This window comes from Streptomyces sp. NPDC046985 (assembly GCF_040644415.1).
GTDB lineage: Bacteria > Actinomycetota > Actinomycetes > Streptomycetales > Streptomycetaceae > Streptomyces.
The window spans coordinates 205,109-228,953 of sequence record NZ_JBEYWK010000011.1 but is presented as its reverse complement, the minus strand read 5'-3'; the positions used below and the strand labels follow the sequence as shown (position 1 = coordinate 228,953).

General features: G+C 73.5%; 19 protein-coding genes. 12 read left to right on the top strand and 7 right to left on the bottom strand.

The annotated features are described in order from the left end of the window. Window positions 1-119 precede the first annotated feature (119 nt). From ABZ861_RS16805 to proP, 4 genes are all read left to right on the top strand, one after another. Window positions 120-623, top strand: coding sequence for a carboxypeptidase-like regulatory domain-containing protein (locus ABZ861_RS16805; protein WP_361630460.1), 504 nt, complete (start codon window positions 120-122; stop codon window positions 621-623). 169 nt (window positions 624-792) lie between these two features. Beyond that, a complete protein-coding gene (locus ABZ861_RS16800) occupies window positions 793-1,665 on the top strand; it encodes a serine hydrolase (protein ID WP_361630392.1) in 873 nt (290 codons plus the stop codon). 132 nt (window positions 1,666-1,797) lie between these two features. Next, complete coding sequence (locus tag ABZ861_RS16795) at window positions 1,798-2,820, top strand: LacI family DNA-binding transcriptional regulator (protein WP_361630390.1); 1,023 nt, start codon at window positions 1,798-1,800, stop codon at window positions 2,818-2,820. A 202-nt stretch (window positions 2,821-3,022) separates the two neighbouring features. Then, a complete protein-coding gene (gene proP, locus ABZ861_RS16790; RefSeq protein WP_361630387.1) occupies window positions 3,023-4,531 on the top strand; it encodes a glycine betaine/L-proline transporter ProP in 1,509 nt (502 codons plus the stop codon). 88 nt (window positions 4,532-4,619) lie between these two features. On the opposite strand, the gene ABZ861_RS16785 is transcribed toward proP, so the two are convergent. Both ABZ861_RS16785 and ABZ861_RS16780 read right to left on the bottom strand, forming a co-directional pair. Continuing rightward, window positions 4,620-6,098, bottom strand: coding sequence for a glutamate-cysteine ligase family protein (locus ABZ861_RS16785; RefSeq protein WP_361630384.1), 1,479 nt, complete (start codon window positions 6,096-6,098; stop codon window positions 4,620-4,622). A gap of 261 nt (window positions 6,099-6,359) precedes the next feature. Beyond that, entirely contained in the window at window positions 6,360-7,277 is a 918-nt protein-coding gene (locus ABZ861_RS16780) for an endonuclease/exonuclease/phosphatase family protein (RefSeq protein ID WP_361630381.1), read from the bottom strand. A 233-nt stretch (window positions 7,278-7,510) separates the two neighbouring features. Here ABZ861_RS16780 and ABZ861_RS16775 point away from each other — a divergent pair, with 233 nt between their 5' ends. From ABZ861_RS16775 to ABZ861_RS16745, 7 genes are all read left to right on the top strand, one after another. Further along, window positions 7,511-7,969: a hypothetical protein gene (locus ABZ861_RS16775; RefSeq protein ID WP_361630378.1), complete on the top strand. Its 459-nt coding sequence runs from the start codon at window positions 7,511-7,513 to the stop codon at window positions 7,967-7,969. A 611-nt stretch (window positions 7,970-8,580) separates the two neighbouring features. Further along, window positions 8,581-9,996, top strand: a complete 1,416-nt coding sequence (locus ABZ861_RS16770; RefSeq protein ID WP_361630375.1) for a hypothetical protein — start codon at window positions 8,581-8,583, stop codon at window positions 9,994-9,996. Between the two features lie 130 nt (window positions 9,997-10,126). Further along, on the top strand, window positions 10,127-10,909 hold the full coding sequence (locus ABZ861_RS16765; protein ID WP_361630372.1) for a class F sortase: 783 nt from the start codon (window positions 10,127-10,129) through the stop codon (window positions 10,907-10,909). A gap of 372 nt (window positions 10,910-11,281) precedes the next feature. Next, window positions 11,282-13,117: an arabinofuranosidase catalytic domain-containing protein gene (locus ABZ861_RS16760; protein WP_361630369.1), complete on the top strand. Its 1,836-nt coding sequence runs from the start codon at window positions 11,282-11,284 to the stop codon at window positions 13,115-13,117. A gap of 210 nt (window positions 13,118-13,327) precedes the next feature. Beyond that, complete coding sequence (locus ABZ861_RS16755; RefSeq protein ID WP_361630366.1) at window positions 13,328-14,041, top strand: GntR family transcriptional regulator; 714 nt, start codon at window positions 13,328-13,330, stop codon at window positions 14,039-14,041. 1 nt (window position 14,042) lies between these two features. Then, complete coding sequence (locus ABZ861_RS16750) at window positions 14,043-14,876, top strand: sterol desaturase family protein (protein ID WP_361630363.1); 834 nt, start codon at window positions 14,043-14,045, stop codon at window positions 14,874-14,876. A gap of 1 nt (window position 14,877) precedes the next feature. After that, window positions 14,878-15,672, top strand: coding sequence for a lysoplasmalogenase family protein (locus tag ABZ861_RS16745; RefSeq protein ID WP_361630360.1), 795 nt, complete (start codon window positions 14,878-14,880; stop codon window positions 15,670-15,672). Here the strand turns inward: ABZ861_RS16745 and ABZ861_RS16740 are convergent. From ABZ861_RS16740 to ABZ861_RS16720, 5 genes are all read right to left on the bottom strand, one after another. Continuing rightward, window positions 15,571-16,605 (bottom strand): substrate-binding domain-containing protein, encoded by a 1,035-nt coding sequence (locus ABZ861_RS16740; RefSeq protein WP_361630357.1) that lies wholly within the window; start codon window positions 16,603-16,605, stop codon window positions 15,571-15,573. The two genes, ABZ861_RS16745 and ABZ861_RS16740, sit on opposite strands and share 102 nt — an antisense overlap. Window positions 16,606-16,747: 142 nt before the next feature. After that, complete coding sequence (locus ABZ861_RS16735; protein ID WP_361630354.1) at window positions 16,748-18,457, bottom strand: glycoside hydrolase family 43 protein; 1,710 nt, start codon at window positions 18,455-18,457, stop codon at window positions 16,748-16,750. Window positions 18,458-18,509: 52 nt separating this feature from the next. Beyond that, a complete protein-coding gene (locus ABZ861_RS16730) occupies window positions 18,510-19,454 on the bottom strand; it encodes a carbohydrate ABC transporter permease (RefSeq protein ID WP_361630351.1) in 945 nt (314 codons plus the stop codon). A gap of 56 nt (window positions 19,455-19,510) precedes the next feature. Further along, window positions 19,511-20,482, bottom strand: a complete 972-nt coding sequence (locus tag ABZ861_RS16725; protein ID WP_361630348.1) for a sugar ABC transporter permease — start codon at window positions 20,480-20,482, stop codon at window positions 19,511-19,513. Window positions 20,483-20,551: 69 nt separating this feature from the next. Further along, complete coding sequence (locus ABZ861_RS16720) at window positions 20,552-21,835, bottom strand: ABC transporter substrate-binding protein (protein ID WP_361630345.1); 1,284 nt, start codon at window positions 21,833-21,835, stop codon at window positions 20,552-20,554. A gap of 438 nt (window positions 21,836-22,273) precedes the next feature. Here ABZ861_RS16720 and ABZ861_RS16715 point away from each other — a divergent pair, with 438 nt between their 5' ends. Next, window positions 22,274-23,836: an endo-1,3-beta-xylanase gene (locus ABZ861_RS16715; RefSeq protein WP_361630342.1), complete on the top strand. Its 1,563-nt coding sequence runs from the start codon at window positions 22,274-22,276 to the stop codon at window positions 23,834-23,836. Window positions 23,837-23,845 lie beyond the last annotated feature (9 nt).

Here is a 23,845-nt window from a genome sequence, read left to right as displayed (position 1 = left end):
CGGCGCCGCCCGCGGCCGACGGCGCCACGCCGCCCGCGCGGCAGGAGGAGCGGCCGGGGCAGGAGCGGCCGCAGGAGGAGGCTGCGCGGTCCGCGCCCGGCGCCGCCGGGCCGGGCCGGATGCTGCGCGGCCGGGTGCGCGACGCGACCGGGGCGCCGCTCGCCCGCGCCACCCTCACCCTCGTCGACCGGCACGGCCGCCAGCGGGGCCTCGCCCGGTCCGCGCCGGACGGCGGCTACGCGCTCGTCGAGCCGGAACCCGGCGCGTACACGCTGATCGCGTCGGCCGAGGGGCACCAGCCCCGCGCCGTGCGGATCACCGCCGGGAGCGGGCCGGTCCCGGCCGACGTCACGCTGGCGGGCGCGGGCGGCGTGCGCGGCACGGTCCGCCACGAGCCCACCGGCCGACCGGTGCCCGACGCCCGCGTCACCCTGCTGAACGCGCGGGGCGAGACGGTGGCGTCCGTCCGCACCGCGGCGGACGGGACGTACGCCCTGCCGGACGTGCCCCCAGGCGGCTACACGGTCGTCGCCACCGGGCGCCCGCCGGTCTCCGCCGAGGTGACGCTGGGCGACGCGGGCGCCTGCCGCGTCGACCTCCAGGTGGGCGGCGCCGCCGAGTGACACCCCCGCCGGGCGCCCGGGATCCCGGCGCGGCGACGCCTGTGGGACTGCTCACATTTCGCGGTAAAAGCGGACTTCCGTGACGGCGGCCACGTCGCACGCGCCGCCTTTTGTCTACGTTCGCTGAGCAGTGCCCCGCAACGACTTCCCCGGTAAGGCCACTCTGCCCATGTCGCACCCCTGCCCCGCTGCGCCCGCGCGGACCGCGGCCGGACGCCGTGGCCCGCGCGCCGTCGTCGTCCTGCTGTCCGCCGTGACCGCCCTCGTCTCCCTCGGCGCCCTGCACGCACCGCCCGCGGCCGCCGCACCCGCCGATCCGGCCGCGACCCCGCCCCGGACCGGGCCGAAGGCCCAGCCCCGCGTGACCGCCGCCGTCCTCGACCTCGACGGCACGGGCCGCGTCCCCACGGTGCACGGCGCGGACGCCCACTACGACACCGCCAGCATCATCAAGGTCGACATCCTCGCGACGCTGCTGCTCCAGGCCCAGGACGCCGGCCGGCGCCTCACGCCCCAGGAGCGCGCCCAGGCGGAGCCGATGATCCGGCACAGCGACAACGCGGCGGCGAACGCCCTCTGGCGGGAGATCGGCCGAGCCCCCGGTCTCCAGGCCGCGAACAAGCGCCTCGGCCTGATCACCACCCAGGGCGGCCCCGGACCCGCCTGGGGACTCACCCGGACCACCGCGAGCGACCAGATCCGGCTCCTGCGGGCGGTCTTCGACCACGGCGCCGGCCCGGCGGGCGCGCCGGCGCTGGGGGAGAGGTCCAGGGCCTACATCCGCTCGCTGATGAGCCGGATCGCCGACGAGCAGTCCTGGGGCGTCTCGGCGGCCGCCGGCTCGTCCTGGGAGCTGAAGAACGGCTGGCTCCAGCGCACCACGACCGGCCTCTGGGACGTCAACAGCGTCGGCCGCGTCTCGAAGGGCGGTCGCCACTACCTCGTGGCGGTGCTCTCGGACGGCAACGCCACGATGGGCGACGGCGTCTCCCGGGTGGAGAAGGCGGCGCGCGCCGCCGTCGCGGCGGCCTCCGCGCGCTGACCCGCGCCCCGCGCCGTCCCGCTCGTGCCCCGGCGTCCCTGCTCACGCCCCCGCGCCCCCGCTCGCGCTCGTCGGACGCCCGGCGCCGCCCCCGCCCTTAGGATCAGGTCGTCACCGAGGGGGTATGCGATCGTGGCCAAGCAGCGCTCCGGCACGCCGAGGCTCGAAGAAGTGGCCGCGCTCGCGGGGGTGGGGCGGGGAACCGTCTCCCGGGTCATCAACAACGCCGTGGGCGTCAAGGACTCCACCCGCCGCGCGGTGGAGCGGGCGATCACGGAACTGGGCTACGTCCCCAACCAGGCGGCCCGCTCGCTCGCGGCACGCCGCGCGGACGCGGTGGCGCTGGCGATGACCGAGACGGACTGGCGGCGGTTCGGCGAGCCGTTCTTCTCCGAGATCGTCTGCGCGGTGAGCGACGCCCTGGCAGGCACGGACATCCAGTTGCTGCTCACCCTGGTGCGCACCGACGCCGAGCGGCGCCGCTTCGTGGAGTACGCGCGCGCCGGGCGGATCGACGGCGTGCTGCTGATGTCCCTGCACGGCGGCGATCCGCTGCCCGACATGCTCGCCGGACTCAGACTGCCCACCGTCCTGCTGGGCCGCCGTCGCGGCGACGAGCGCGTCTCCTACGTGGACGCCGACAACGTGGGCGGCGCGCGCGACGCCGTCGGCCACCTGCTCGCCCGCGGCCGGACCGCCGTCGCCGCCATCACCGGACCGCTCGACATGTACGTCGCCCGGTGCCGGCTGCGCGGATACGAGGAGGCCCTGCGCCGGGCGGGCCGCCGGAGCGGGCCGTCCTGGGTCGCCGAGGGCGACTTCAGCGAGGAGAGCGGGCGCCGGGCGATGGCCGGGCTGCTGCGCCGCCACCCGGAGATCGACGCGGTGTTCGCGGCCTCGGACACCATGGCCGCCGGGGCCCTGCACGTCCTGCGCGCCTCGGGCCGGCGGGTGCCCGAGGACGTCGCGGTGATCGGGTTCGACGACTTCCTGCTGGCCCAGCACACCGATCCGCAGCTCACCACGGTGCGCCAGCCGGTCACGGAGATCGGGCGGGCCATGGTCCGGCTGCTCCTGGAGGAGCTGGGGCACGCCAGCGGGGCGTGGCGGCACGTCGTCCTGCCGACCGAGCTGGTGCTCCGGGACTCCGCCTGACGCGCGGCCGCCTGAGTCGCCCGATACGCCGATACGCACGATCCGCCCGTCCGTTCCCCCGCCCGCGCCCGGGACGCCGGGCGGGCGCCGTCTCCCCACGTGGCGTACGTCGCTCTCGCAGGCCGTTCCGTTTGCCGTCGCCACGAATGAGCAGGCGCCCTCCTGCGCGACCGTGCACCCGGCAGAGAGGAGCCCTGGAGATATGGCAGTGAACGAGGAGGGCGCGCGGGCGGCTGACGCCGATCCGCACGCCGTCAGGCGCCATCGCACGCTGTTCCGGGCCGTCCAGCGGCGACGGAACCCCCCGCTGCGGCGCACTGACATCACCGTCACCGACGAGGCGGCGGTGCGACGGGCGGTCAACGCCGCCTCCCTCGGCAACGCCATGGAGTGGTTCGACTTCGGCGTCTACAGCTATCTGGCGGTCACCCTCGGGCACGTCTTCTTCCCGTCCGGGAACGCCACCGTGCAGTTGCTGTCGTCGTTCGCGACCTTCGCGGTGTCCTTCCTGGTGCGTCCGCTGGGCGGCATGGTGTTCGGTCCGATGGGCGACAAGATCGGCCGCAAGAAGATCCTCGCCGTCACCATGATCATGATGGCGGTCGGCACCTTCGCCATCGGTCTGATCCCCTCCTACGCCGCCATCGGCTTCTGGGCGCCGACGCTGCTGATCCTCTTCCGGCTGGTGCAGGGCTTCTCCACGGGCGGCGAGTACGGAGGCGCGTCCACCTTCATCGCCGAGTACGCGCCCGACCGGCGCCGCGGCTTCTTCGGGAGCTTCCTGGAGCTGGGCACCCTGGCCGGTTACGTCGGCGCGTCTGGGCTGGTGACGATCCTGGCCTCGGTGCTGGGCGACGGCGGCATGGAGTCGTGGGGCTGGCGGGTGCCGTTCCTGGTGGCGGGCCCCATCGGTCTGGTCGGCCTGTACCTGCGGCTGAGGCTGGACGAGACGCCCGCCTTCCAGAAGCTGGAGAACGCCTCCGCGCACCGCGCCCCGGAGGCGGCGTCCGCCGTGGAGAGCACCGCCAAGGGCGACCTGGCGAAGATCTTCCGCGACTACTGGCCGACCCTCGTGCTGTGCGTCTGCCTGGTCGGCGCCTACAACATCACCGACTACATGCTCCTGTCGTACATGCCGACCTACCTGTCGGACGACATGGGGTACTCCGAGACGCACGGCCTGCTGATCCTCATCGCCACCATGGTCCTGCTGATGCTGGTGATCAACCAGGTGGGCAAGCTGTCCGACCGGATCGGCCGCAAGCCCGTCCTCATGGCCGGCATGCTGGGCTTCCTCCTGCTGTCGCTCCCGTCGTTGCTGCTGGTCGGCCAGGGCGGCGTATGGGCGGTCTCCGCGGGCATGGTGCTGCTCGGCCTGTCCCTGGTGTGCCTGCTCGGCACGATGTCGGCGGCGCTGCCGGCCCTGTTCCCGACCCAGGTGCGCTACGGGTCCCTGTCCATCGGCTACAACGTCGCCACCTCGCTCTTCGGCGGGACGACGCCCCTCGTGATCACCGCGCTGATCTCGGTCACCGGCAGCGAGCTGATGCCCGCCTACTACGTCATGGGCGCCGCGCTCGTCGGCGTGATCGCCGTGGCGTGCATGAAGGAGACGGCACGCCGCCCCCTGGACGGCTCCCCGCCCGCCGTGGCCACCGCCGAGGAGGCCGCGGAGATGGTGCGGAGCAAGGCGCCCACGCCCCGGTTCTGACCGCTCGGCGCGCGGCCCGGCACGGCGCCGGACGCGGAACGGCGGAGGCGACGGCCACACGGCAGTCGCCTGCGCCGACCCGCCCGCCTCAGTCGACCGGCCAGGTGTGGACCGGGGCGTTGAGGTGCATGTAGTCCACGTAGAGCTGGGTCATGCGGCGCAGCGACTCGTGCCGTCCCGCGCGGGTGGCGGCGTCGATGCGGTGGAACATCTCCTTCTGCCACACGGCGCCGTTGCGGGCCGCCACGCAGCGCTGCTCGATGATCCCCAGCAGCGGCTCCCGCCAGGCCTCGTCCATGCCCGAGCGCTCCAGACCCTGGTGCGCCAGCGGCAGCAGGCGCCGCAGCACCAGTTCGGCCGCCGGCGCCTCGCCCACGCCGGGCCAGTACAGACGCGCCTCGATGCCGTGCCGCGCGGCGGTGTGCAGGTTCTCCTCGGCGGCGGCGAAGGACATCCGCGACCACACGGGCCGCTCCTCCTCCACCAGGGCGCGGGTCAGCCCGTAGTAGAAGGCGCCGTTGGCGAGGGTGTCGGCGACGGTCGGCCCGGCGGGCAGCACGCGGTTCTCCACCCGGAGATGGGGCTTGTCGTGCGAGATGGCGTAGACCGGGCGGTTCCAGCGGTAGATGGTGCCGTTGTGCAGGGTGAGTTCGGCCAGCTCGGGGATGTCGCCGCGGTCCAGCGTCTCCAGCGGATCCTGCTCCTCGCACAGTGGCAGCAGCGCGGGGAAGTACCGCACGTTCTCCTCGAAGAGGTCGAAGACGCTGTTGATCCACCCCTCGCCGAACCACACCCGGGGCCGCACCCCTTGCACCTTGATCTCCTCCGGCCGGGTGTCGGTGGTCTGCTCGAACAGCGGGACGCGGGTCTCGTGCCACAGCTCCTTGCCGAACAGGAAGGGCGAGTTGGCCGCCAGCGCGACCTGGACCCCGGCGATGGCCTGCGCGGCGTTCCAGTACCCGGCGAACTCCTCCGGGGAGACCTGGAGATGGAACTGGGTGCTGGTGCAGGCGGCCTCCGGAGTGATGGTGTCCGCGTACGTCCGCAGCCGGTCCACGCCGTCCACGTCGATCCGCAGATCCTCTCCTCGCGCGGCGAAGACCTGGTCGTTGAGCAGCCGGTAGCGCGGGTTCTCCGACAGCGCGGCGGCGCCCACGTCCTCCTGGCGCAGGGTGGGCAGGATGCCGATCATGATCAGGTGGGCGCCGACCGTGCCCGCGCGGTCCTCCGCGTGGTTCAGCGCGGCCCGGATCTCCGACTCCCAGGCGTCGGGGCCGCCCGCAGTGAGCCGGCGCGGCGGAATGTTGATCTCCAGGTTGAACCGGCCCAGCTCGGTGGCCCAGGCGGGGTCCGCGATGGCCTGGAGCACGTCCACGTTGCGCATGGCCGGTTCCGCGTCGCCGTCGCCGAGGTTCAGCTCGATCTCCAGTCCCACCTGGGGCCGCTCGGACTCGAACCGCGACTCGCGCAGCATCACGGCGAACGCGTCGAGGCACTGCTGCATCTTGATCCGGTACCGGCGGCGGTCCTCGCGGGTGAAGACCCTCGCCGGGACGTCGCGTCCCATCGGCGGCCCTCCGACTCTCCCGGCACCCCTCCTCGGACACCTCTCCACCCCAGCCTCGCACCCGCGGGCGACTCGGACCACGCGGGACGGGCGGCGCCGGGCGCGCGAGGCCGCCGGTCCCCGAGCCCGGGGCCGCCGGTCCCGAAGCTCGGGGCCGCCGTGGGGCGGGCCGGTCCCGGAGCGGGAGGCCGCCGTCGGGCCGACCGGTCCTGGAGCGCGGGGGCCGCCGCCTTCCCCGGTCGACGGCTCCCGCGAGAGCTGTCAGCGGCCGTGGGACGGGAGCCGCAGCTCAGCGACGACCGGCCGGTGGTCGGAAGCCGTGGTGTCGGGCACGTCCACGCCGGTGACGGCGACCTCGGGGGAGACGGCCACCACGTCGATGCGTTCGGCCGGACTCGCCGCCGGATAGGTCGCCCCGCCGTGCGGGGCTGCGTCGGACAGCGGGCCCCACAGCCTCGCCAGCTCGGGGGCGCCCGGATCGGCGTTGAAGTCGCCGACCAGCACCTTCGGCCCGGCGTCCTCGGCGAGGACGGCAAGCATGTCGTCCACCTGGGCCCGCCGCACCGACGGATCGGGGCGGTAGTCCAGATGCGTGCAGTAGACGTGCACGCGGGCCCCCCGGACCAGAACCGTCGCCTCGGCGAAGCCGGGCGCCGGGGCCGGAACGGGGTCGGGCGTCTGGGTCGAGAGCCGGGTGATCTCGTGGTTCTCCGCGTGGACCAGCGGATACCGGCTCAGCACGGCGACGCCGAACTGGCGCCGCGGTCCGCTCCCGGCGGCGGGCGGCAGGTCGTATATCGGGGCGAAGAACACCCGCATGCGCAGCCGCGCGGCCAGTGCGCGGGCCTCGTCGGAGAAACCGCTGCGGGCGGCCCAGTGCACGTCGACCTCCTGCAAGCCGATCACGTCGGCGTGCAGGGACCGGATCGCCCCGGCGGTGCGGTCGAGGTCGAAGACGCCGTCCTCGCCGGCGCCCGCGTGGATGTTGTAGGTGGCCACCCGCAACGGCGCCACCCGCAGCGGCGCCGGCCGCGCGGATCCGGCGCCTGCGGCGCCGGAGGCCGGGAGCGCGCCGGGCGCCGAGGCGGCGCCGGGGGCGGCGGCCCCCAGGGCGGCGAGCGCGGCCAGCACGGCGGCGGCCGTGCGGAGAGGGGAGGACCGCAGGATGGCGCGACTCACACTGACCTCCGGGCAGGGCGTACGACGGACAGGCGGTCGACGCGGCGGCCCGGGGGCCGAAGAGGAGCACCTGCCCCGGCAGCCGCACCGCCGAGAAGCATAGGCGCCCGGCCCTCGTCCGGTAACCGGGTGACACGGGTGTCCGCCGGGCGGACACCCGCGCGTTACCTCGTTCGGACCGCGGTCGGGGCGGGGGAGTGCTGAACCGCCGCAACCGGGTGATGGGTCTTCACATGACTGCACACCACGACGGCCCCGACCCGGCCCACCAGCGACCGCCCGGTGTCTCGGACCGCACGGTCGAGGCCCTGGGCGCCCTGTCGAAGGCCCTGGAGACGACCGAACGCGCCCGCGGCCACCTGTACGCCTTTCACCAGCTCACCGGCGGCGCGGACTTCGAACTCGACCGCGCCGTGCGGCTGCTGCGGGAGGCCGGCCACCCCGAGTGGGCCGACCGCGTGCAGCGGGAGATCGTGGGGCGCGACGTGATCCCCGGTCACTGGACCTTCCAGCTCGTCGAGGCGTACAACGCGACGTACTACGAGCCGTTCAAGGACACCGAGGCGCAGGCCCGCCGGGAGCTGGCCGACGGCAGGGACCATCTGTACGAGGCGGAGCTGAAGGAGCGGCGCCGCACCGCCGGGCGCCCCGATCACACGGCGGGCCCGGACGGCGCCCCGGACGGCGGATGACCGCACGCCGTGTCCGGGCGCGACGCACGGACGCGCGGCGGCCGGGGAGGGCGTCGGCGTCGGCGGACGGGTGACATGTCGTCGGCGATCGGTTCACGACCGCCCGGGGCCCCCGCCGGGACGCCGCTCGCGACCCGTCCCCGCGGTGGCCGCGGGGCGCCCGCGCGTACGCCGGACGGGGTGCGCGCGGGCCGCCGCCGGACGCCGATCCGCCCGGATCGGACGGCGAGCACGCCGACGGTGAGGGGCTGCCAGAAGCCGTCAACTGTCGAGGTCAACGACTTTTATGGCGATGCGTCACACGTCGAGACGCGCGGAGGGCGCCCGGTGTTCCAGAGCATCCGTCAGCCGCAGGGACCGCTGGGCGTCCGGCCGAGTCGCACGAGGCGCCGGAGGGCGTGGACGCCCCCGCGCCGTGTGCGGGCCCGCCACGCCGGGAGAGGCCCCCGACGTCCCCCCACCGGCCGAATGGAAAGACCGTCAGTAGTCCGAATACGCGCCTCAAATGGTGCGCGCCGCGGATTCCGATGAAGGTGATCACGTCGCACCTGTGATCCCCGAATGAGTGGGCGTAGTGCCTGCTCGCGCAGTCGCGACGGAAGGAAATTCCCATGCGCATCACCCGTACTCTGTTCGTCTCCGCGGCGATCACCACGGCGGTGGCGATGTCCGCTCCCGTCGCGGGCGCCTCGGGCGTGATCGAGCTCCTGCAGGCGAAGAGCGACACCGTCCACACCTTCTCGGCAAGTGGCGGCGACTCTCACGGCAACGGCGAGGACAACGGCGGCAAGGGCCACGGTGAGAAGGGCGGCGACAACTACGGCGGCAAGGGCGGCGACGACCGCGGCGGCAAGGGCGGCGACGACCGCGGCGACGAGCACGGCGGCAAGGGCCGCGGCGGCGAGAAGGGCGAGTGGGGCGGCAAGCCCCGCGGCGGCGTGCACGCCGGTGGCGGCGCCCTGGCGATGACCCCGCTCGGCGGCGACGTCGGCAACGGCGGGGGCAACGGCGGCGGCAACGGTGGGGGCAACGGCGGCAAGGGCGGCAACGGCCACGGCGGCAAGGGCGGCAACGGCTACGGCGGCGAGGGCGGCGACGAGCGCGGCGGCGACGAGCACGGCGGCCGGGGCGGCGAGGAGCGCGGCGGCGACGAGCACGGCGGCCGGGGCGGCGAGGAGTACGGCGAGAAGGGCCGTAAGCCGCACGGCGGCGTGCACGCCGGCGGCGGCGCCCTGGCCCTGGGCCTGGCCCCGCGCAGCGGCGACTCCGACGACAACAGCGACGACTCCGGCGACGAGGGCGCCGAGGCCAAGAGCGACAAGGGCGGCGAAGGAAACAGCGACAAGGGAGGCGAGAGCAACGGCGGCAAGGGCGGCGAAGGGAACGGCGGCAACGGCGGCAACGGCGGCAACGGCGACAAGGGAGGAGAGGGCAACGGCGGCAACGGCGGCAAGGGCGGGGAAGGCAACGGCGGCAACGGCGGCGGCGGCAACGGCGGCGGCAACGGCGGCGAGGGCCACGGGGGCAAGGGCGGAGGCGAGGAGCACGGCGGCAAGGGCGGCGACGACGAGCACGGCGGCAAGGGCGGCGACGACGAGGACGACGAGGGCCACGGCGGCAAGGGCGGCGAGCGCCGTCACGAGCACGGTGGCAAGCCGCACGGCGGCGTGCACGCCGGCGGCGGCGCCCTGGCGATGATCTCGAACGGCGGCGACTCCGGCGAGGACCGCGGCGGCGACCGCGGCGACAAGGGCGGAAAGGGGCACGGCGGCGACAAGGGAGGTCAGGAGCACGGCGGCGACCGCGGCGACAAGGGCGGTCAGGAGTACGGCGGCGGCCGCGGCGGCGAGGGCGAGCGCGGCGGCCGTGGCGAGGGCAAGCCGCACGGCGGCGTCCACGCCGGTGGCGGCGGCCTGGCTCAGTCCCCCGACACGATGGGCCTCGGGGCCGCGCTGGTGCTCGGCGGCCTCGGCGCGGGGGCGTACATGCTGCGCCGCCGCCAGACATCGGGCACTTCCGCGGCCTGAACCGGTTCCTGTTGAGCATTGCTCTGCTGTCGCGGCCTGCGTCCCCTCCACGAGGACCACGCAGGCCGCGGAAGCGGCGGCCTCTGCGCCGCCCATGGCCGGCATCATCTCTTCATGAAAGGCATCGCCCATGGCCTCTCAGCAACCGCCTCAGACGGAGCAGTGCGGAACCGAGCCCGCCCCACGCCGTGGCCGGCTCCGCATCCTGTGGCCCGCGGCAGCGGTCGGGCTGGGACTCGTGCTCATCCACCAGTCTCTCGGCAGCCCCGTAGCCAGCACCGGGCTACCGCCCCGGCCCGCGGTCACCGTCCCGGCTTCACGCACCTCACCCACCTCTTCCACGCCTTCGAAGTCCTCAGCGTCCTCGGCGGCCTCGGCGTCGTCAACGGCTTCGGCGTCTTCAGCGCCGCCGTCCGCCGCCGCCAAGCCCGACGACGGGTCCCTGCCCCGCTCGGAACCCAAGCGCCTCACGATCCCGGACATCGGCGTGGACGCGCCCTTCACCGGACTCTCGCTCGACTCGACGGGGCACCTGACCGCTCCGCCGGCCGACGACACCAACCTCGTCGGATGGTTCAAGGGCGGCGCCTCGCCCGGTGAGCGCGGAGCGTCGATCGTCGTCGGCCACCTGGACACTACGACAGGTCCCGCGGTCTTCGTCGAGCTCGACTCGCTCAAGCAGGGCGACACGGTGAACATCACCCGGGCGGACGGCATCGTCGCCCACTTCAAGGTCGACACCGTGGACACCTACAGCAAGACGGACTTCCCCGACGACCAGGTCTACTCCGACACCTCCACGCCGGAACTGCGGCTGATCACCTGCGGCGGCACCTTCGACCGGGCCGCCCAGAACTACGAGGACAACGTGGTCGTCTCCGCCCACCTCGACTCCAGCGACTCGGGGCAGTGAGCGACCTCCGGTCGCGGCCGTCGAGCCGGGACCGGTGAGCAGCGCCGGATCACGACCGGGGCGCGCACGGCCTTCCACGGCCCAGCGCCCCCGTCGCGACGGCGCTTTTCCGCATGCCCCGGCCCGCCGCCTGCCGCCCGGCGGCTGTGCGAGAGCATCGTGCGCTCTGCGAGCCGAAGGCGGCAAGCAACTTCAAAGAAAAAGACACAAATATTGACGCGTTCGAACAACCTGCGTAGGTTCCGGGCCGATCCCACCGCGGCGTCGACACGCCCGTGACGCACTCGTCCCGTACCCGACCGGGGAAGCGCAGGTGTCATATACATGCCTAGACAGTCCGCACGTTCGGCTTTAGGAAGCGGTTCCGGGAGAGTGCGCCGACTGGCGCGCGCCCTCGGCGTCGCCGTGTCGGCCCTCGGGCTGGCCCTCGCGGCCCTCCTCGGCCTCCCCACCGCGTCGCAGGCGGCAGGCTCCCTGCCGTGCGACATCTACGGCGGCGCGGGCACCCCGTGCGTCGCCGCGCACAGCACCACGCGCGCCCTGCTCTCCTCGTACAACGGGCCCCTCTACCAGGTCACCCGCGCCTCGGACGGGGCGAGGGCCGACATCGGGCTGCTGTCGGCGGGCGGTTACGCCAACGCGGCGCAGCAGGACACGTTCTGCGCGAACACCTCCTGCCGCATCAGCAAGATCTACGACCAGACCTCGCGGCACAACGACCTCACCCCGGGACCCGCCGGAACCTCCGGCATGGGCGCCGACCGCGGGGCCGACGCCAGCGAGATCGCCGTCACCGCAGGCGGCCACAAGGTGTACGGCGTGTGGGTCTCGCCCGGCGTCGGCTACCGGTACACCGGCGTCGCCTCCGGCGTCGCGGTCAACGGCCAGCCGGAAGGCGCCTACATGGTGGCCAGCGGCACCCACGTCGGAGCCGACTGCTGCTTCGACTACGGCAACGCCGAGCGCACCCCGGCCGACACGGGCAACGGCCACATGGACGCGGTGAGCATCGCGACCACGTGCTTCTTCGCACCGTGCACCGGCTCCGGGCCCTGGATCGAGGCCGACATGGAGAACGGCATGTTCCAGGGCGACAACGGCTCCAACACCGCCAACCGCGGCAACAACACGCCCTTCGTGACGGCCGTGCTCAAGAACGACGGCCAGACCCGCTACGCCCTCAAGGGCGGCGACTCCCGCTCCGGCGCCCTGTCGACCTGGTGGGACGGCGGACTGCCCACCCGCGGCGGCTACCGGCCGATGCAGCAGGAGGGCGGCATCATCCTCGGCACCGGCGGCGACAACAGCAACTGGAACCGGGGCACGTTCTTCGAGGGCGTGATGGTCGCCGGCTACCCGAGCGACGCCGCCGAGAACGCGGTGCAGGCGAACATCGTCTCCGCCGGATACTCCGGTGAGACGGACGTCCCCAACGGGCCGCAGGGCACGATCACCGGCCCCGGCGGCAAGTGCGTCGACGCGGCCGCCGACGACACCGGCGTCAACGGCACGGCCGTCCAGCTCTGGGACTGCCAGAACTACGCCGAGGACCAGCACTGGACGCACAACCCCGACGGCTCGCTCTCCACGCTCGGCCGGTGCCTGGACATCGAGCACAACGGGACGGCGAACGGCGCCCTGGTCGAGTTGTGGGACTGCAACGGCGTGGGCGGCCAGAAGTGGGTGCAGCAGGCCGACGGCTCGCTGCGCAACCCGCAGTCGGGGCGCTGCCTGGACTCGCCCAACGGGGCCACCGCGAACGGCACTCGGCTTCAGATCTGGGACTGCAACGGCGCCGCCGCGCAGAAGTTCTCCGTGAACGGCGGCGGCACGATCGGCGGCCCCGGCGGCAAGTGCGTCGACGTGGCCGCCGACGACAGCGGCGTCAACGGCACGGCCGTCCAGCTCTGGGACTGCCAGTCGTGGGCGCTGGACCAGCACTGGTACCACCGCTCCGACGGTTCGCTCTCCACGCTGGGCCGCTGCCTGGACGTCGTGGGCAACGGGACGGCGAACGGCGCCCAGGTCGAGTTGTGGGACTGCAACGGCGTGGGCGGCCAGAAATGGCAGCAGCAGGCCGACGGCTCGCTGCGCAACCCGCAGTCGGGGCGCTGCCTGGACTCGCCCAACGGGGCTACCGCGAACGGCGCCCGGCTTCAGATCTGGGACTGCAACGGCTCGGCCGCCCAGAAGTTCGCGCTGAACTGATCCGACCGGACCGACCGGACCGACCGAGCCGACTGGGCCGACTGGTCCGACTGTCCGGTCGATCCGGTCGATCCGACTGAACCGATCCCACCCGTCCGGGCGCCTCACCGGCGCCCGGACCCGTGTGCGCCCCATACTCCGCCGGTCCGCCGCGAGTTCGTCTGGTCCAACCAGTTGACCAGTCGTCCGGCGCGGTCCACTCTGATCGCCATGACACAGCGGCACATCCGGCGGGAGGCGGTCTCCGACCAGCTCTTCGCCCAGTTGCGGGACAGGATCCTCGGCGGGGAACTGGCGCCCGGCTCCGCGCTCACCGCCGAACGCGACCTCGCGGCCGAGGCCGGGGTGAACCGGCACGCCGTCCGCGAGGCCGTCAAACGGCTCCAGCAGGCGCGGCTCGTCGAGGTCAGCCACGGCGGCCGCACCCTGGTCCTGGACTGGCGGCGCACCGCGGGACTGGACCTCGCCATGGGCATCGCCGCGGCCGGCGCCGGTCCCTCCACGGACGAACTCGCCCGCGACGCGCTGGAGATGCGGGCCTCCCTCGGCGCCGACGCGGCCCGGCTGTGCGCACTGCGCTGCTCCGCGGACACCGCGGCGCGGATCGTCCGCACCGCGGGCCGGTACGCGCGGAGCGGCCCCGACCTGACCGACCGGGGCGCGGCCGACCTCGCCTGGTGGCGGCTGATCGTGGAGGGCTCCGGAAACCTCGCCTACCTGCTGGCGTTCAACAGCCTGGCAGGCGGGGCGATCCCGGTCGCCGAGGTCCCCGCCGACCTGCGCACCGCCGAACTCCTCGACGTCGAGGCCCATGTGCGGCTCGCCGGGCACATCTGCGCACGGGAGGCCGGGGCCGCCGAGCGGCTGGCGCGCGAGCTGCTGTCCCGCAGCGTGCCCGCGCCCGACCGGAAGGCGGTGTGCTGACGTGATTCCCGCCGTGGTCTACGCGATACCGGCGTTCGTGCTCCTGGTCGTCGTCGAGGCGCTCTCCTTCCGCTTCCTCCCGGACGACGACGAACGCGGCTACGAAGTGCGCGACACCGTCACCAGCATGTCGATGGGCGCCGGCAGCCAGGTCGTCGGACTGCCGTGGAAGCTCGTGGCGGTCGTGGCGTACGCGGCCCTGTTCACCGTCGCGCCCTGGCGGCTGTCGCCCGGCTCCGGGTGGACGTGGGCGCTGCTGTTCTTCGCCGACGACCTGGCGTACTACGCCTTCCACCGCGCGCACCACCGGGTGCGCGTGCTGTGGGCCAGCCACGTGGTCCACCACTCCAGCGTCCGCTTCAACCTCTCCACCGCGCTGCGGCAGAGCTGGACGCCGATGACGACCCTGCCGTTCTGGCTGCCCCTCGCCCTGCTCGGCATCCCGCCTTGGATGATCCTGCTCCAGCAGTCCGTCAGCCTCGTCTACCAGTTCTTCCTGCACACCGAGCGGGTCGACCGGCTGTGGCGGCCGGTGGAGTTCGTCTTCAACACCCCCTCCCACCACCGCGTCCACCACGCGTCGAACAAGGTCTACCTGGACCGCAATTACGGGGGCGTTCTCATCGTCTGGGACCGGCTCTTCGGCACCTTCGAACCCGAGGGCGAGCGGGTGGTGTACGGCCTGACGAAGAACATCGACAGCTACAATCCGCTGCGGGTCGCCTTCCACGAGTACGCGGCGGCCTGGCGCGACGTCCGCGCGGCGCGGCGCTGGCGCGACCGGGCCGGCTACCTGTTCGGGCCGCCCGGCTGGTCGCCGCGGACGGAGGGCTGACATGGCCCGCCGACCCAGCGCGCCGCCGCCGCTGACGGCCTTCGCCGTGCTGGCCGCCGTCGACGTCGCCGCCGTGGCGGCGGACCTGCGGCCCCTGGAATGGCTCGTCAAACCGCTGCTGGCCCCGGTGCTCGCCCTGCACCTGTGGCGGCGGACCGGCGCCCGGCGCCCCTTCGCCCTCGCCGGGCTCGGGCTCGCCGCCGCCGGGGACGCGGCGCTGCTGGCGCCCGGCGCGGCCGCCTTCGCCGCCGGACTCGCTCTCTTCCTCGGCGCGCAGATCTGCTGGAGCGCGGAGTTCCTGCGCGCGGGCGCCCTGCGGCGCCTGCGCTCCCGCCGCCTGCTGAGCACCGGGTACCTCGTCGCGTGGGCGGCCGCCGTCGCCGTCCTGGCGCCCTCGCTCGGCCCGTGGCTGGGCCTCGCGGTGGCCGTCTACGCCCTCGCTCTGCTCACCATGGCCCTGACCGCCTGGGCGCTGGGGCGCCGGGCCGCCTGCGGAGGGCTGGTGTTCCTCGCCTCCGACCTGCTGGTCGGGCTGGGCGCGGCGCGGCTCGACTTCCCCGGGCGCGCGGTCGCGGTGATGGCGACGTACGCGACCGCCCTGTTCCTGCTCGTCACCGCCTTCGCCGCCGACGACGGCATTGACGAGCTGCGGCCGCTCCCGGACCGCGCCGAGCGGGAGACGGCGCCGGAGGGCTCAGCCGTCCCGGCGCGGCGGCGCGGTGCTGTCCCGGACGACGAGCTGGGTGGCCAGCTCGACCCGGGGCAGGTCGACGTCCTCCCCGTCGATCAGCCGTAGCAGGGTCCGCGCGGCCATCGCCGCCATGGCCTGGAGCGGCTGGCGCACGGTGGTGAGGGAAGGGTCGCTCCAGCGGGTGACGGGAACGTCGTCGAAGCCGACGACGCTGATGTCGTGCGGCACCCGCAGACCGCGACCGCGCAGCGCGGCGTACGCGCCGAACGCCTGGAGGTCGCTGGCGGCGAACAGGGCCGTCGGCAGCGGCCGTCCGCTTCGCTCGGCCTCGTCCAGCAGGGCCGTGGTCTCCGCGTGTCCGGAGGGGTCGTTGAACTCCCCGTGCCGCACCGCGCCCTCCGGAACCTCCAGAGCGGCCCCCTCCATGGCGGCGCGGAACCCGTCGGCGCGGGCCCGGCTGCACAGGAGCTGCCGGGGACCGGCGAGATGGGCGATCCGGCGGTGGCCGAGCCCGATGAGATGCTCGGTGGCGGCGACCGCGCCGGCCCAGTTGGTGGCGCCGATGGTGGGCACCCCGGCCTCGACGGTGCCCACCGGGTCCACGAGCACGAACGGCACGCCCAGCGACGTCAGCCGGGTGCGCTGGCGCAGATTGAGGTCGGACACGACGAGGACCGCGCCGTCGGAGCGGCGGGCCGCGAGCTGGTCCAGCCACGCGCTGGTCCCCGCGCCGCTGCCGTGCACCGCGGACAGCACCATGCTCACTCCGGCCCCGCGCAGCGCCTCCTCGGCGCCCCGGATGATCTCGATCGACCAGAGGCTGTCCAGCTCGTTGAGGACCAGGTCGACGATGCCGCCCCGCCGGCGGGCCCCGCGGCGCTGGTAGTGGCGCCGGGCCATGATCTGCTGGACGCGCTCACGGGTGGCCGCGGAGACGTCGCTGCGCCCGTTGAGGACCTTGGACACGGTGGCGGGGGAGACGCCGGCCTCGGCGGCGATGGCGCCGATCGTCACCTTGCCTCCCGGGTGTGTGCTCATGCGCCGCCCGACTCCCTCGTCCCGTCCGCCCGCGCGTCGCCCCGGCGGCCGTCCGTCCGGACCGACCGCGTGTCCCCGGTCAGCCTACGGCCGGGCCCGCGCGGCCCCTTGCGGCCCCCTGCCCGCCGTTGCGCCGCGCCGCTCACGGCGCCGCCTCGTCCGTGCCCCGGTAGTCCAGGGAGGTGAAGTCCGCGGTGAGCGCGGCGCCGGTCAGATCCTGCGCGCACACGCCGACGAAGGCGCCCGTGAAGCCCCAACTGCTGAAGTGGCCGTCGTCGTCGCCGACCGTGGCGTACTCGTCGGACAGGCGGCTGGCGTCGAGCACCGGCCCGAGCTGCCGCCAACTCCCCGGGTCCGCGTCCCACCAGGCGAACGCGGCCTCGCGTCCCCGCCCGGTGAGCCGCAGCCGGAGCGGGCCCTCGCCGGGCACCGCGACCGCGGCGGCCGGCTCGCCGTATCGGCCGCGGTCGCACACGGCCAGCCGCAGGACGCGGCCGTGCCGTTCGTCGCGGGTGAGGTGCGCGTAGTGCCACAGGCGGGTGTTGTAGAAGTGCACGACGCCGGCCATCTGCTGCGGCGAGCGCGGCGCGAAGGAGACGGCGGCCTCGAAGCGGAACCGGGTGTGCTGCTGGCGCCGGGCGACCAGGCTCTGCCGGTGCCGGGACGACAGCGACTCGCCGCCGCGCAGCCGCATCCCGCCCGCGTCGTCGGCGGCGGTCATCCAGCCGGGCTCGGGGTAGCGGCGCAGCGTCATCCACTCCGGGCCCAGGGCGCCCGCGTGCCGCCGCGGCGGCGTGCCGGTCGCGGACGGCGCCCCGAGCGTGCCCGGGGGCGCGGGCGGGCCCGGGGGAGCGGGCACCCGTCCCGCGGGACGGCCGGGCCCCGCGTCCCCGGTGACGCGCGGCCAGCCGTCCGCCGTCCAGTGCACGCGCTGGAGCGCGGTCTCCCGGCCCAGCACGCAGGCGCCGCGCGGGGTCAGCGGACGGGCCGTCAGATGGGCCAGGTACCAGTCGCCGTCGGGGGTCTCCACGAGGCTGCCGTGGCCGGCCTTCTGTAGACGCAGCCGGTCGTCGCCGAAGGACGTCAGCAGGGGACCGGCGGGGTCGGGGACGTAGGGGCCGGTGATCTCCCGGGAGCGGGCCACGGTGACGGCGTGCTCCCAGGAGGTGCCGCCCTCGGCGGTGACCAGGTAGTACCAGCCTCCGTGCCGGTAGAGGTGCGGTCCCTCGGTCCGGCCGAGCGCGGTGCCGGTGAAGATGCGGTGCACCGGCCCGCGCAGACGGCGCGCGGCCCGGTCCCACTCCCGCAGCAGGATCCCGGCGAACGGGTTGGCGCCCGGACGGTGGTCCCATTCCAGCCAGAGCAGCCAACTGCGGCCGGCGCCGTCCGGTCCGGTGTCGTGGAAGAGGGACGGGTCGAAGCCGTGCCCGGCGACGGCCACCGGATCCGACCACGGCCCGGTCGGTCCGGGCGCGGTGACCACGTGGTTGTGGACGTCCTTGTACGCGCCGGCCAGGCTCTTCACATCGGAGTAGACGAGGTGGAACAGGCCGTCGGCGTACGACAGGCAGGGGGCCCACACCCCGCCGGAGTCGGGCACGCCCACCAGGTCCAGCAGCCGCTCCTCGGTCAGGGCACCGCCGAGCGCCTCCCAGTGCACCAGGTCGCGCGAGTGGTAGAGGGCCACCCCGGGGAGCCATTCGAAGGTGGAGGTGGCGAGGTAGTAGTCCGCGCCGACCCGCAGGAAGGACGGGTCGGGGTGGAAGCCGGTGAGCACGGGGTTGCCGATCACCGCCCGGCGGTCGTCGGTGTCCGGGCCGGGGCGCCCGGTCTGGGGTACGGCGGCAGTCATGCGGATCCTCGGGGCTCGGAGGGGCGGCGGGCGGCGGCGGGGCGCGGCGGGGTCATCCCTTGACGGCGCCGGCCATCACGCCGGAGACGATGCGGCGGGCCAGCACGGAGAACAGCGCCAGGACGGGCAGGACGGAGACGACGACCCCGGCCAGCATCAGCGTGTAGTCGGTGTAGTAGCCGGCGGCGAGCTGGTTGAGGGCGATCTGGACGGTGCCGTTCTCCGGGGGCAGCGCGATCAGCGGCCAGAAGTAGTCGTTCCAGGCGAACATGAAGCTGAACATGCCGAGCACGGCGGCCGTCGAGCGCACCCCCGGCCAGGCCACCGACCAGAAGGTGCGCAGCGGCCCGGCGCCGTCGATCCGGGCGGCCTCGATCAGCTCGTCCGGGATGTTCTCCACCATGGCCTGGCGCATCCAGAACACCCCGATCGCGGAGACCAGGGCGGGCACGATCAGCGAGCTGAGCTTGCCGTACAGGCCCATGTCGGTCACCAGCAGATACAGCGGGATGACGCCGAGCTGGGTCGGCACCATCACCGTGGTGATCACGACGACCAGCAGGGCGTCGCGGCCCGGGAAGCGCAGCTTGGCGAAGGCGAATCCGGCCAGCGAGGAGAGCAGGACGTTGCTGAAGGCCGTGGATCCGGCGACGACGAAGGAGTTGCCGAGGGCCTGCCAGAAGTCGACGGTGTCGAAGACGCGCCGGATGTTGGCGATGAGGTGGCCGCCGGGGACCAGCGAGGGCGTCGAGCCGCCCAGCACGGAGTTGTCGCCGTGCGAGGCGACGACGAACGTCCAGTACAGCGGGAACACGGAGGCGAGCACGACCGCGGCGAGCAGCGCGTAGGCGAGCGGGCCCGCGCCGTCGAAGCGCTGGGGGCCGCCGGACCGTCGCGGGACCCGGCGGGGGCCGGCGTCCGGGCGCCGGGCGGACCGGGCGCCGGTGCGGCCGACGGCGCCTCGGCGGTCGGTCGCGGTGGTCAGGGAGGGGGCCATGGACGGATCTCCTCTCGGCGGCCGGTGCGGCGCGGTCGCGGCGCCGGCCCCGCGGATCAGCGGTCGGATCCGCCCAGACGGCGGGTGAGCAGGAAGTTGACGGCGGCGACGGCGGCGATGACGAGGAACAGCACCCAGGAGATGGCGGAGGCGTAGCCGGCGTCGTTGTTGATGAAGCCGTACTTGTAGAGCATCAGCGTCAGCGTCTGGAACTGGTGCTCGGTGCCGCCCTCGGCGTTGGCCTGCGGATCGAAGAGGAACGGCTCGGCGAAGAGCTGGAGTCCTCCGATGGTGGACAGCACGACGGTGAACACCAGGGTGGGCCGGATCGCCGGGAGCGTGATGCGGCGGAAGGTGAGCAGCCGCCCGGCGCCGTCCACCATCGCCGACTCGTACAGCTCGCGCGGCACGGACTGCATGGCGGCCAGGTAGATCAGCGCGTTGTAGCCGGTCCAGCGCCACATCACCATGAAGCTGATCGCCAGATGCGAACTCCACGTGTCCGCCGTCCAGTCCACCGGGTCGCTGATCAGGCCGAGGTGTTCCAGAGTCCAGTTGACCACGCCGAAGTCGCGGCCGAAGAGCTGGGAGAAGACGAGGGCCACCGCGGCCACCGACACGTACTGCGGCACGAGGATCAGCGCCCGCCAGGCGGTGCGGGCCCGCAGCCGGCGGTCCAGCAGCCAGGCGACGGCGAGGGCGAGGACGAGCTGCGGGACGGTCGACAGCAGGAAGATGCTGAAGGTGTTGAAGGCGGCGGTGTAGAAGTCGGGGTCGGCGAACAGGTCGCGGAAGTTGTCCAGTCCGGCGAAGCCCGCGTCACCGGTGAGCCGGTCCCAGTGGTGCAGGGACACCCAGAAGGTGTACAGCAACGGATACAGGCCGAAGATCCCGAAGACGAGGAAGAAGGGGGCGATGAAGGTGTAGGGGATCAGGCGGCCTGCGCGGCGCGGCCGGATCCCTGGACTGGGGGGCGTGCCCGGTGCGGTGGCGAGCCTGCGCCCGGCGCCTGCGGCGTCGACCGCCATGGTGTCCTCCCGGCGGGGTGAGCGTGGACGGGTGAGCGTGGCCGGGGTGCGGAGGGGCGAGCCGGCGGATCAGTGCTTGAGGTTCTTCGCGGCGTCGTCCAGGGCCTTGTGCCAGGCGTCGTCGGGGGACGCCTTGCGCTGCTCGACCAGTTGCAGGGCGTTGCCGAACGGGATGCGCACCTGCTGGTCCTTGGTCCCGCGGTAGCTGGGCTTGAGGTCCTTGGCGGACGCGGCGAAGATCGCGCCGGTGGGCGCGTCGTCGAAGTAGGGCTGGCGGGCGTCCCGCACGGCCGGGTCGGACAGCGCGTCGGTCAGCGAGGGCAGCGATCCGGCCGGCCCCTGGAAGATCTTCTTCTCCGAGTCGGCCGAGGTGAGGAAGGCGGCCAGCTCCGCGGCCTGCTTCACGTGCTTGCCCTGCTTGGGCACGGTCAGGAACGAGCCGCCCCAGTTGCCGCCGCCGCCGGGCACGGACGCGATGTCCCACTTGCCCTTGCCCTCCTCGCCGGCGGCGGTCTGGATCAGGCCGGTCATCCAGGCGGGGCAGGTGATGGTGGCCATCTTCCCCTGCTTGATGCCGGCGTTCCACTGCTGGGTGAACGGCACCAGGTCGGCGGACTGGCCCCGGGCGGCGGCCTGGGCGGTGTCGGAGAAGAACTTCCGCACGTTCGGGTTGCTGTCGGCGACGTAGGAGTCGGACGTGTCGAAGAACCCGACCTCGGTCTGGTTCATCATCGCGCTGAAGACGTTCCCGGCGGAGTCGAACCAGGCGTGGTCCTTCACCTTGCCCTTGAAGGCGTCGCCGGTCTTGAAGTACGCGTCCCAGGTGGGCCAGAGCCTGCCCACGGCCTCCCGGTCGGTGGGCAGTCCCGCCTGCTGGAAGAGGTCGCGGCGGTAGCAGATGGCCAGCCCGCCCACGTCGGTGCCGTAGCCGAGGACGAACCGGCCGCCGTCCGCGGTGCCCTGGGCCCACTTGTACGGCAGGTACTCGCTCTTGCGCTTGAGTCCGCCGTACGCCGCGAGGTTGACGAACTTGTCCTTGACCTGGCGGAACTTGGGCAGGTACCCCTCCTCGATGGCCACCACGTCGGCGGCGCCGCTGCCCGAGGAGAGCTGGGTGGCGAGGCTGTTGTGGTGCTGGTCGAGCTGGGAGATCCGCACGTTGACCTTGACGCCGGGGTGGGTCTTCTCGTACTGCGCGATCAGCGGCTTGTAGCCGAAGTCGGTGAAGGTCGCGACGGTGAGCGTGGTGTCGCCGCCGGACCCGGCGGAGGCGGAGGAGCAGCCGGCGAGCGCGACGAGGGCGGTGAGACCGGTGGCAGCGGCCAGGGAACGGCAGATCGTTGAGGAGCCCATGCGGACCTCCGGAGGCGGTCGAAGTGAAGTCGGGGGGCACGTCTGGCGGAACACGGGAGGACTTCGTGGGGGACGTCGGGAGGGTGGCGAGGAGACGCCGCGGGGGGCGGGGACGCCGTGCCGTGGGGGAGGGCCGCGCACCGCCGCCGGGCGAGCCGGCCGGTGCACGCCGCGGCTTGCACAACCTGCCGCCCGGCGAAATTAACTGTCAACAGTTTCGTTCGAGTTTCGTGAATCCGCGCCGCCGCCGTGACCTCTACATCGACTGACGCGCACTCGGGCACGGCCGAAGGTGCGCCGCGGGGCAGCGGGGCGAGTTTTCGAACGCGGCGGCCGGACCAGCGTGCTTCTTCGAAACTTACGCGACTCATTGACGGGGAAGTTGAGGATCTCCACCATGCCCGGCGACACATCCGCCCGGTCTCCAGGGAGAGTTGTATGCCTACCTTGCGAAGACGAGCCGGGGCGCTGCTGGCCGGCCTGACCGCCGTCGCGGCGCTCGGCGCGCTCGGCGCGGCCCCCGGCACGGCGCAGGCCGCCGTGGCCGCCCGCAACCTGCCGCCCGACGGCAAGATCCTCGCCCTGATGGGGCAGGACAGCGACACCCTGGCCGACTACAAGCGGGACGTCCTCGACCAGCCGTCGCTCAACGCGCCCTCGCCCGGCGGCGTCACGCTCTACACCAACCTGGTCCTCGGCGGCAGCCCGGCGCCGCTGGCGGGCATGACCGGACCCGCGAACTGGGGCTCCGGCACCGTCGACTTCGCCCGCACCCTGGCCCAGTACCCGAACTCCGCGCTCGCCGTGGGCCTGTACCTCTCCGACGCCACCACCGGGTGCACCAACCAGCCGCTGCGGGCTGTCATCGGCACGTCGGACAGCGACGTCACCTCCGGCAACCCCAACCTCGTCAGCCAGTACCGGGCCAAGGTCGACGACATGGTCAACCGGCTCAAGGGCTACAACCGCCAGGTCTTCCTGCGCATCGGCTACGAGGCCGACGGCCCCTGGAACTGCTACAACGCCGACTACTACAAGAAGGCGTTCGCCTACATCAAGGGCCGCATCGACGCCCTGGGCGCCACCAAGGTCGCCACCGTCTGGCAGACCGCCGCCTGGCCGCTCGACACCAGCCGCGACCACCCCGAGTGGAACTACGTCGTCACCGACCCCGGCCACTACGACGCCTGGTACCCCGGCGACCAGTACGTCGACTGGGTGGGCCTGTCCGCCTTCTACGGCACCGGATCGGTCAACACCCAGTGGGGATGCAGCAGTTACGACACCTCGCCGACCGGGTTGCAGAGCCGGGTCCTGGACTTCGCCCGCGGTCACGGCAAGCCGGTCATGGTCGCCGAGTCGTCGCCGCAGGGCTACGCCAACGGCGCCCGCACCAAGAGCTGCATCATGCGCAAGAACCCCACGGCTACCAGCGCCGACACCATCTGGAACGAGTGGTACCAGCCGTACTTCTCCTGGATCACCGCCAACCGCGACGTGATCCGGGCCGCCGCCTACATCAACACCGACTGGGACGCCCAGACCCAGTGGCAGTGCGCGGACGGCGCCCAGGCGGGCGGGCCGGGCTGCTCCAACGGCTACTGGGGCGACGCCCGCGTCCAGGCCGATCCCACGATCCGCGACCGCTTCCTCGCCCAACTGCGCGGCTCCCAGTGGGTTGGCGGCGGCGCCACGACCACGCCGACCCCGCCCCCGACCGACCCTCCGTCCCAGGGGGACTTCACGCAGGGGGTGACCTCGGGGTCGAACCCGGTGATCTGGTTCAAGCCCAAGGCCCCGGCCACCTTCGTCACCGTCCACTACCGCGTGAACGGCGGCACGCAGGCCAACTACTTCCTCGACTGGGTCGCGGCCGACGGCCGTTGGGAGAAGCCCGTGCCCCTGCGGTCCGGCGACACGCTCTCCTACACCTTCGACTACCAGCCGAGTGGGCAGACGGCGCAGACCACCACCGCCGCCTTCACCTACCGCGCGCCCTGACCGCCTGTT

Coding starts and splice junctions, on each gene's coding strand:
- ABZ861_RS16800 (WP_361630392.1), top strand. CDS start 793: ATGTCGCACCCCTGCCCCGCTGCGCCCGCGCGGACCGCGGCCGGACGC.
- ABZ861_RS16770 (WP_361630375.1), top strand. CDS start 8,581: ATGCGCATCACCCGTACTCTGTTCGTCTCCGCGGCGATCACCACGGCG.
- proP (WP_361630387.1), top strand. CDS start 3,023: ATGGCAGTGAACGAGGAGGGCGCGCGGGCGGCTGACGCCGATCCGCAC.
- ABZ861_RS16745 (WP_361630360.1), top strand. CDS start 14,878: ATGGCCCGCCGACCCAGCGCGCCGCCGCCGCTGACGGCCTTCGCCGTG.
- ABZ861_RS16765 (WP_361630372.1), top strand. CDS start 10,127: ATGGCCTCTCAGCAACCGCCTCAGACGGAGCAGTGCGGAACCGAGCCC.
- ABZ861_RS16735 (WP_361630354.1), bottom strand. CDS start 18,457: ATGACTGCCGCCGTACCCCAGACCGGGCGCCCCGGCCCGGACACCGAC.
- ABZ861_RS16720 (WP_361630345.1), bottom strand. CDS start 21,835: ATGGGCTCCTCAACGATCTGCCGTTCCCTGGCCGCTGCCACCGGTCTC.
- ABZ861_RS16755 (WP_361630366.1), top strand. CDS start 13,328: ATGACACAGCGGCACATCCGGCGGGAGGCGGTCTCCGACCAGCTCTTC.
- ABZ861_RS16805 (WP_361630460.1), top strand. CDS start 120: ATGCTGCGCGGCCGGGTGCGCGACGCGACCGGGGCGCCGCTCGCCCGC.
- ABZ861_RS16715 (WP_361630342.1), top strand. CDS start 22,274: ATGCCTACCTTGCGAAGACGAGCCGGGGCGCTGCTGGCCGGCCTGACC.
- ABZ861_RS16740 (WP_361630357.1), bottom strand. CDS start 16,605: ATGAGCACACACCCGGGAGGCAAGGTGACGATCGGCGCCATCGCCGCC.
- ABZ861_RS16725 (WP_361630348.1), bottom strand. CDS start 20,482: ATGGCGGTCGACGCCGCAGGCGCCGGGCGCAGGCTCGCCACCGCACCG.
- ABZ861_RS16775 (WP_361630378.1), top strand. CDS start 7,511: ATGACTGCACACCACGACGGCCCCGACCCGGCCCACCAGCGACCGCCC.
- ABZ861_RS16785 (WP_361630384.1), bottom strand. CDS start 6,098: ATGGGACGCGACGTCCCGGCGAGGGTCTTCACCCGCGAGGACCGCCGC.
- ABZ861_RS16730 (WP_361630351.1), bottom strand. CDS start 19,454: ATGGCCCCCTCCCTGACCACCGCGACCGACCGCCGAGGCGCCGTCGGC.